At 65.9% G+C, this 7,320-nt stretch carries 5 protein-coding genes and 2 pseudogenes; 6 read left to right on the top strand and 1 reads right to left on the bottom strand.

Annotation, left to right across the window (positions count from 1 at the left end; genetic code table 11):
- Positions 1-122: 122 nt before the first annotated feature.
- Positions 123-615 (bottom strand): annotated as a pseudogene (locus tag ACETK3_RS18710) (short chain dehydrogenase); the annotation flags it as partial.
- Between the two features lie 264 nt (positions 616-879).
- On the opposite strand from ACETK3_RS18710, the pseudogene ACETK3_RS18705 reads away from it, so the two are divergent.
- The 6 genes and pseudogenes from ACETK3_RS18705 to ACETK3_RS18680 all read left to right on the top strand — a co-directional run bounded on the left by ACETK3_RS18705 (position 880) and on the right by ACETK3_RS18680 (position 7,303).
- A pseudogene (locus ACETK3_RS18705) lies at positions 880-1,717 on the top strand (helix-turn-helix transcriptional regulator).
- A gap of 147 nt (positions 1,718-1,864) precedes the next feature.
- Complete coding sequence (locus tag ACETK3_RS18700) at positions 1,865-2,758, top strand: MurR/RpiR family transcriptional regulator (RefSeq protein WP_373993348.1); 894 nt, start codon at positions 1,865-1,867, stop codon at positions 2,756-2,758.
- 150 nt (positions 2,759-2,908) lie between these two features.
- Complete coding sequence (locus tag ACETK3_RS18695) at positions 2,909-4,033, top strand: ABC transporter ATP-binding protein (RefSeq protein WP_253033680.1); 1,125 nt, start codon at positions 2,909-2,911, stop codon at positions 4,031-4,033.
- A gap of 57 nt (positions 4,034-4,090) precedes the next feature.
- Positions 4,091-5,449, top strand: a complete 1,359-nt coding sequence (locus tag ACETK3_RS18690) for an ABC transporter substrate-binding protein (protein ID WP_253033681.1) — start codon at positions 4,091-4,093, stop codon at positions 5,447-5,449.
- 67 nt (positions 5,450-5,516) lie between these two features.
- On the top strand, positions 5,517-6,350 hold the full coding sequence (locus ACETK3_RS18685; protein ID WP_253033682.1) for a tyrosine-protein phosphatase: 834 nt from the start codon (positions 5,517-5,519) through the stop codon (positions 6,348-6,350).
- A complete protein-coding gene (locus tag ACETK3_RS18680; protein WP_253033683.1) occupies positions 6,347-7,303 on the top strand; it encodes a phosphodiesterase in 957 nt (318 codons plus the stop codon). Before ACETK3_RS18685 ends, ACETK3_RS18680 begins: the two co-directional genes overlap by 4 nt.
- Positions 7,304-7,320 lie beyond the last annotated feature (17 nt).

Genomic DNA, 7,320 nt, shown 5'->3' with positions numbered 1-7,320 from the left:
GCAACCGCCACGACATCGCGGCGGAACTCTTCGGGAAAGGCTTTGGGCATGAGGAACATCCTTCCACCCGCAAGGATCAAATCCTCACAGGCAAAGTGTCAATCAAACCTTCAGCAGTCCCGAGCGACTCCGGGGTGGGAGAGGTTGCTGCTGATGCCCCAGTCGCCCGCTTGGCTGCGCCGGTCCAGCTCAAGGCCGAACAGACCGAATGCGATCTTAGACTGTCGGTAGGCATTCATGCCGTGATAAGACCGTTCCCAGTTCAGGTCGTCCCAGTTGATGACCCCACTGTTCACCGCTACGTTGACCTGCGAGGTCACCCGTGCCTGACCATCTCTGAGGACGGGTTGCAGGTGGGCCACGAGCGCGAAGTGGCCGAGGTGGTTGGAGCCGAACTGAAGCTCGAACCCGTCGGCGGTCGCCTGCCGGTCAGGCAGTGTCATCACTCCGGCGTTGTTGATGAGGATGTGGTTGCGGGACGGGCATGAGGACCTCCGCGCCAGCTGCGGCCAGCCGCGCCGCCATCCCCAGGCCCATCCCGTCGCTGGCTCCGGTGACGACGGCGCGCTTCCCGGATAGGTCGGGGACCGTGATGTCGAGGTTCTTGCGTGGCATGTGTTCACTCACTCCTGGTAGTTGTGTCGTTGCCTCCAGCGGCGCGGAAGACGGCGAAGTTATTCAGGGCCGCTTGATCCCCTGATAAGGAAGGCAAGGTCCGACCAGACCTACATCAGGCGTGGGTGGACCCGATAGGAAACTTGACCCTTTTGTCGGTGGATCCCGGTATCGTCCGGCGTCGATAACGGAGGATCAGTAGGTCGTGGATGCTTGAATGCGCACGTGGTAGGAAGGAAGTGGCCGCAAGGAAGGAGACGCATGGTGATCGACAGGACCGGACTGGCGGAGTTCCTCCGGCGCCGCCGGGAGGCGTTGCAACCCGAGGACGACGGCCTCCCGCGTGGACAACGCCGCCGGACAAGCGGGCTGCGGCGCGAGGAAGTCGCCCTGCTTTGCCACATATCGACCGACTACTACTCGCGACTCGAGCGAGAACGCGGACCGCATCCATCCGAGCAGATGATCGCCTCCATCGCGCAAGGGCTCCATCTCTCCCTCGACGAACGCGACCACCGGTTCCGCCTCTCCGGACAAAACCCACCCGCCCGCGGCGCTGTCAGCGAGCACATCAGCCCCGGCCTGCTGCGCATCTTCGACCGCCTGCATGACACTCCCGCGGAGATCGTCACTGAGCTCGGCGAGACCCTGCGGCAGACCGCACTCGGCGTCGCGCTCACCGGTGACCTGACCTCCTATAGCGGCCCTGCCCGCAGCATCGGCTACCGCTGGTTCACCGACCCCGCGACACGGCAACTCTAGCCCCGAGGACCATCCGTTCCTCAGCCGCATGTTCGTCTCGGGCCTGCGCGGGGTGGCCACGCTGCGCGGTCCTGCATCCCGGGCCGCTAACCTTGCGGACTTGCTTCTCGCCCGGAGTGAAGAGTTCCGGGACGTGTGGAGCGAGCACGAAGTCGGCATCCGGCCCCGCGAGATGAAGCACTTCATCCACCCTGAACTCGGAGCCCTGGGATTGACCTGCCAGACACTGCTCGATCCGGGACAATCGCATTCGCTGCTCGTCTACACCGCCATTCCCGGCAGTGAGAGCTACGAGAAGCTGCAACTGCTCTCCGTCGTCGGCACGCAAACGCTTCGCTAAGAGCGCGCACCTTACAGGACAGCATGGAACCAGACTCGCCTGGGCGGTCGAAGACCTAAAGCAGAGTGACGTTGACTCTCGCCCTTGAGTCCTTGGCCGTATGCCGGAACGGGCGGCCCTTCCACGGGGATCTGGTATGAAGGTTCCATGACACCGCAGAGCTCCGAGCCGCCACTGGGCGGCTCGCGCGCCCACATTAAGTCGATCTTCCCGTCGCTGGTCCCCAGTGAGCAGCGCGTCGCCCAGCTGTGCATCGATTCGCCCGAGACCGTGGCGAGGATGTCGGTGGCCGATCTGGTGGCGGAGACCGGCACCTCCCCGGCGACGATCGTGCGCGCCTGCAAAGGCCTGGGTTTCGCCGGCTTCCAGCACCTGCGCCAGGTCCTGCTCCGCGACCTCGGAGCCGCAGCACGCGACAGTGCGGAGCAGGATTCGCTGGCGGCCCGCGGCGAACCAGGTTCCTCGGAGCACTTGGTGTCCGGCATCTTCTCCAGGGCCGCCCAAGACATTCGAGGGGCCCTGGGGTCCCTGGACTTCACAGCGTTTGACGGGGCCGCCGCGGCCATCCGCCGTGCCCGGCGCCTGCTGATTGTGGCCAACGGAGCGTCTCTATCCCCCGCCAAATCACTCGCGCTGCGGTTCCTTGCCGCCGGCGTCGTGTGCGAGGCCCCGGGCGATATCGCCACACAGCACATCTCTGCCAAGCTGCTGCGCCCCGGCGATGTGTGCATCGCCGTCAGCGACAGCGGCATGAACTCTTTCACGCTTGGTTCGGCCCGGCTTGCGGCGGACAGCGGAGCCACGGTCATCGGCGTAACGAGCTACGCGAAATCGGCGCTGGCCGAAGTCTCCACCCATACGCTCATGGCCGGCGCCGAGTTCCACGCCTGGAATGACGAGCTGCCGATCGGGAACATCGTCCAGATGCTGATCCTGTCGGCGCTCCACGCGGCAGTCACCGGGAACTCGCCGGAAGTTGTGGAGGCCCGTTCGGCCGTCTTCGAGGAAGTCCTGCACAGCATCGTCGAAGACAATCAATAACCTGCTGCTTCAGCTGTAAGTGTTCCGCTCTCCCTCCCCGGCGATTAACGCTTGATCCACTCACGATTCACTTTTCAGGCCCACTCTTCGAGGGTAAGACGTTTCCTAGAAAATTCGATTTAGGAATCATCGTTTCCCCCGGAGGTGCCTGTGGGCCGACTAGTGCTCAACCAGCTCTCACGTTCGTTCAAGAACGTGACGGCGGTAAAGAACGTTTCGCTCACCGTTGAAGACGGTGACTTTCTGGTCCTGCTCGGTCCCAGCGGCTGCGGCAAGACCACCCTGCTTCGCATGATCGCGGGCCTGCTGGAGCCGACGTCGGGGTCCCTCGAACTGGACGGACGCGACATCACCACGGCGCCGTCCAAAAAGCGCGACCTCGCCATGGTGTTCCAGAGCTATGCCCTCTACCCGCACCTGAGCGTGGCCAAGAACCTCGCCTTCCCCCTGAACGTCCGGCGGGCCGACAAGCAGTTCGTCAAGGAACGGGTCCAGGCCGTGGCGGAGATGGTGGAAATCGGACACCTGCTGCACCGGAAGCCCAAGGAACTCTCCGGCGGACAGCGCCAGCGAGTGGCAGTCGCCCGCGCCCTGGTCCGCGAACCCAAGGCCTTCCTCATGGACGAACCGCTCTCCAACCTCGACGCGAAGCTCCGCACAGCCACGCGGCAGGAACTCGCGGGACTCCACAAGCGGCTCGGCGCGACATTCATCTACGTCACGCACGACCAGGTCGAAGCCATGACCATGGCCACCAAGATCGCCCTGCTCAACGGCGGGCAACTGGAGCAGCTCGGAACGCCGGAGGAACTGTACGACAAGCCGGCTTCGGTCTTCGCCGCGGGCTTCCTCGGATCCCCCGCCACCAACCTGCTCGACGCCGAACTGGCCACCAGCAACGGCATGGTCACCGTGCTGGCGCCGTCCGTGGAGGCAGTGCTCTGGCCCGGCGAGACGCCCCAGCGGGACATCGTGCTCGGCATCCGTCCCGAACACCTGAGCATCCACGCCGCCGGGTCCGCAGCAGCCGCTCCCAGCGCCGGCGCCGCCCTGCGCGGCGTCGTCGAACTTTCCGAAAACCTCGGGAGCGACCAGGTTCTCTACTGCCGGGTCGGCGCCAACCGGGTGGCGGTCCGCGCCTCCCGCAACGAACACTGGGACACCGGCCGGGCCGTGGTGCTCAGCGCCGCCGCCGACCGGCTGCACCTCTTCGACCGGACCAGCGGCCGCCGCCTCGAATGGCAGCCCGCGTCGGTACCGGCGCCTGTCGCCTAAGCAGCCCACTTTCACGTCTCCCCCCAACAACCTTCCCCCCAACACTGAAGGAAAACCGTGCGAACTCTCCGTTCCCTTGCCCTGACCATCGTGGCCGGCACAGCCGCCCTGACCCTCGCCGCCTGCTCCGGCAGCACCCAGGCCAGCACCATAGCTGCCCAAATTCCTGAGCTGAAGTCCGACCAGCAGGTAGACATCACCTTTGAGAGCTACAACCTGGCGCAAGCCGGCGTGTGGACTGACACCGTCAAAGGCCTGATCGCGGACTTCGAAAAGGCCCACCCCAATATCCACGTCACCGCCCAGGCCCCGCAGGGCGGCGGGGCCGCCCTGTCGAACATCGTCAGCAGCGTCCAGACGCAGCTGCTGGCAGGCAAGGCCCCGGACGTCGCCCAGCTGACCTTCGATTCGCTGGACTTCGCCGCCACCCAGCTCGGCGCGAACCCCATCAGCGACCTTGTGGGCCAGGACGCGGTTGATGCGCACCTCGACGGCGCACACCCCTTCCACGACAAAGCCAAGCACCTGGCCGACTGGAACGGCAAGACCTACGGCATCCCGTACGTCTTCTCCACCCCCGTCCTGTTCTACAACGCCACCCAGCTCCAGGCAGCCGGGCTCCCCGCCGACGTCGACCTTTCCACGTGGGACAAGGTGCTGACCGTGGCGAAGGCCGTCACGGCAAAAACCGGCAAGCCGTCGCTGGACCTATCCTGCTCCGTCAAGGGCGGCAACTGGTGCATGCAGGGTGTCTTCAAGTCCAACGGCGCAGAGGTGCTCTCGGACGACCGCAAGACCATCGGTTTCGGCTCCGACGCCGCCGCGGACACCGTGTCCAAGCTCGCCGAGATGAACCGAGCCGGAGTCCTGCGCAACACGGACTCGTCCAGCATGTCTGAAGGCTTTGCCAAGGGCGAGACCGCCATGCAGATCACCTCATCGGCGCTGCAGGGCATGTTCATGGCCAGCTCGGCCAAGGCAGGCTGGACGCTCAAGGCTGCGGGAATGCCTGGCTTCGGCGACAAGCCCTCGGTTCCCACCAACTCCGGCTCGGCCCTGTTCATCCTGGGCCAGGACCCGGCCAAGCAGCGGGCCTCCTGGGAGCTGATCAAGTTCATGACCAGCGACCACGCCTACGAACAGATCTCCAGCAAGATCGGCTACCTCCCGCTGCGCACCTCGCTGACCCAGAAGGGCGGCGTACTGTACGACTGGGCCCAGAAGAACCCGCTCCTGGCACCGAACCTGGCACAGCTTGACCGCCTCCAGCCCTGGGTGTCCTACCCCGGCAACAGCTACGTGCAGGTGGACGACATCCTGGCCACCGCCATCGAGGACGTCGTCTACTACGGCAAGGACGCCAAGGCCACCATGTCCGAGGCACAGCGCCGCGCCCAGGACCTCCTCCCCCGCTGAGCAACCGGGCCGGCCCCGTGTGCCGGCGTTTACCGGCCGCGTGCCGGCCCCTAGAAAGGAATTCCCTGTGACCACGACCACCGAGGCCGCTCTCCCCGGAACCGCAAACCACCCCATCGCAGTGGACGGTACCTACAACTTCCGCAGCACCGGCGGCTACGCCGCCGCCGGACGGACTGTCCGGGAGGGAAAACTGTTCCGCTCGGACGGGCTGCACCGCCTCACCGACGCCGGACGCGCCAGCCTCGCTGAACTGGGCATCCGCCTGGTGATCGACCTGCGCGACCGGACCGAACTGGAGCAGTCGCCCAGCCTCCTCGAAGGGCTCGCCCTGGAATCGCGGCACAACGCCATCTTCGAGCAGGGCAAGGGCAAGGTCCCCGGCCTCACCCCGACCACGACGCTCCTGGACATCTACACGCTGATGATCGACGCGCACGCCGAGCGCCTGGCAGGAGCGGTCCGCTTGATCGCCGACTCCGGAACCGATCCCGTCCTTGTGCACTGCACCGCAGGCAAAGACCGGACCGGCGTCGTCATCGCCCTGGCCCTGCTGGCAGCCGGCGTCGACCGCGAACAGGTCGTCCGCGACTACGCCGCCACCGGGGACAACCTGGCCGGCGAATGGACGGAGACCATGCTGGCCACCGTCGCCAACCACCCGGGCCTTGACACCGTCGGCGGGGACCTCCGCGAAATCATCTCCGCCAGCCCCGCCGCCGTCCTGGACGCCACCCTGGACTTCGTCCAAGGCAGCTACGGCAGCGTCGAAGGCCTGCTCAAGGCCCACGGCTTCAGCGACGACGACCTGGACCGCCTGAGGGCGGCCCTCACCATCCCGGGGGTCCCCGGGGAAGAAACCTCAGCCACCCAAACCCAGCACGAGGAGTACGCACAATGACGATCGAACCCCAGCACCCCGCCCCCGAACACTTCATCCTGCACATCAGCGACACCCACTTCGTCGCCGACAACGACCTCCTGCACGGCAGCGTCGACAGCGACGAGAACCTCCGCCAGCTGTTCCGCGACTTCGTCAAGGCCCAGGTCAAGCCCGAAGCCATCGTTTTCACCGGCGACCTCGCCGACACCGGCCGGCCCGACGCCTACGTCCGCCTCCGCAACATCGTGGAACCGGTGGCCGACGAGCTGGGCGCCAAGATCATCTGGGTCATGGGCAACCACGACGAGCGCGCCGCTTTCCGCTCAGGCCTCCTGGACTCTGACGCCGGACAGGAATCAGTGGACATGGTCCACGACGTCAACGGCCTGCGCATCATCGCCCTCGACTCCACCGTTCCCGGCCTGCACCACGGCGAGATCTCGGACGAGCAGCTCGCCTGGCTCTCCGACGTGCTGGCCACGCCGGCACCGCACGGCACCCTGATCGCGCTGCACCACCCGCCGGTCCCCAGCCCGCTGGAGATCATGGCCATGGTGGAACTGCGCGAGCAGAGCCGTTTCGAGAAGGTTATCGAAGGCACCGACGTGCGCGGCATCCTTGCAGGCCACCTGCACTACTCCACCTTCTCCAGCTTCGCCGGGGTTCCTGTCTCGGTCGCGTCGGCCACCTGCTACACCCAGGACCTCAACGTTCCCCGCGACACGATGCGCGGCCAGAACGGCGCCCAGGCCTTCAACCTCGTCCACGTCTACCACGACCGGCTGCTCAACTCCGTGGTCCCGATCGGTGAGTTCTCCACCGTGTACAGCGTCTCTGCCGAGCAGATGGCCGCTTACCAGAAGATGTCCCTGGAAGAGGTCACCGACGCCATGCGGACGGACTACGCACCCGACGCCGAGGCTTCCAATAACATCGCCGCCGAAGGCGAGCTCGCCGGGACTGCCCGCTAGAACGGGCCCTCACGGAA

This window comes from Arthrobacter sp. E44 (genome assembly GCF_041877125.1).
GTDB lineage: Bacteria > Actinomycetota > Actinomycetes > Actinomycetales > Micrococcaceae > Arthrobacter.
The sequence above is the reverse complement of the archived record's forward strand: the minus strand, read 5'-3'. Positions and strand labels throughout refer to the sequence as shown.